Here is a 1,586-nt window from a genome sequence, read left to right as displayed (position 1 = left end):
AAAAGAGAGGGGATTATCATTGTTGTCGAAGTTACAGCTTCACCGTGTATACTAATCTTAATCCTCTCTTTTGTGCTTTCTGGTTAATCTTCTAAATATAATGGATTGTAAACTTAAGACGTGTATAATGCATTGCTACCACTAGCCTACTCGGAAAATCCTACGGATTTCCCTCTGGTTCGTGACTTTTTACTAACTTAGTTCCTTACCAACGCAACACATCATAACACGAAGCCGTTAGCAACAAGCAAAGACGAACATCGACGAAAAACACAATCATTGGGATATTATTACTATTGTTTAGTTCTTGCAACGATAAATCAAGTGCTGAATTTTCTCTGACAGGAAAAACGAGAGGAATTGAAAACGGAACAATGATTTATTTAGATAATGCTGATAGCCAAACTATTGACCTTATCGATTCTACAAAAGTTGAGAACAATTCATTTGTTTTTAATACAGAATTACCAAATTCACCTTTACACGTAGTTTTAAGAACCAATGACGATTCACATTATAGATTCTTATGGTTAGAAAATAAATCTATGACTTTTGACGCATCACAAAATGACTTTGAAAATGCAATTGTAACGGGTTCAAAAGTGGAAAATTCGGCTCAATCTTTAAGAAAAGAACTTGAAAATCTTTCAGAAGAAAACCAGAGAAAAAAGGAGATAGAATTTATAAAGAAACATCCAAATAGCATTGTAAGTGCAGAAACACTTTCGACCTATTTAACGACTTTTGGTAAAAACGAAACCAAGGAACTTTTTGACCTATTTTCGGATGAAAACAAGTTATCAAAATACGGAAAGATAATTTCGTCCTACCTTGAACTGAAAGAACAAGCCGAAATCGGTGGACAATTCATAGATTTTGAAATGGTTGACAAAAACGGAGAATTAAAAAAACTTTCAGACTTAAAAGGCAAAATCATTTTTCTTGACTTTTGGGCTTCTTGGTGTGCACCTTGCAGAAAAGAAAACCCGAATTTGGTAAAAACTTACGAAAAGTTTAAACCAAAAGGATTTGAAATATTTGCTGTTTCATTGGACGAAAACAAAGAAAATTGGATAAAAGCAATTGAGAAAGATAAACTGAATTGGTATCACGTTAACGATTTAAAAGGAAACGGAAATAAGGCCTCTCTAATTTATGGAGTTGAGGGAATTCCTGACAGTTTTTTAATTGACCAAAATGGAATAATTGTAGCGAGAGATTTACGAGGAAAAGAGTTGGATAAAAAGTTAACCGAACTAATGGAATAATGCCAGTTGCTAACAACGTATATAGCTCATAGCTAGTTATTTGCTTAATCAAAGTTAAGGCATATTTGCAAGTCCGCCAAATTTTTTAATTTGGCTTATTGAAAAGAAAAGATAATAAGAAAATTAAAAAATTCGGCTCGTGCTTAACCGAAAAATAATCGCTAATTTGCACGCTACGAGCCATATACAAGACCGTTCTACGCAATTTGACCAAACCTATGCACGTATATTTTGACTTAAACATTTTTGACAGAATCGAGAAGAAAGAAAATCTTCCTGAATCTGAAAATGAAATATATACGGAATTGGAGAATTTGG

General features: G+C 33.2%; 1 protein-coding gene. It reads left to right on the top strand.

Annotation, left to right across the window (positions count from 1 at the left end):
- The first annotated feature begins 296 nt into the window (after positions 1-296).
- Positions 297-1,268, top strand: a complete 972-nt coding sequence (locus FC091_RS15060; RefSeq protein WP_262708981.1) for a TlpA disulfide reductase family protein — start codon at positions 297-299, stop codon at positions 1,266-1,268.
- Positions 1,269-1,586: the final 318 nt, after the last annotated feature.

This window comes from Winogradskyella algicola (genome assembly GCF_005869935.1).
Taxonomy (GTDB): Bacteria; Bacteroidota; Bacteroidia; order Flavobacteriales; family Flavobacteriaceae; genus Winogradskyella; species Winogradskyella algicola.
The sequence above is the reverse complement of the archived record's forward strand: the minus strand, read 5'-3'. Positions and strand labels throughout refer to the sequence as shown.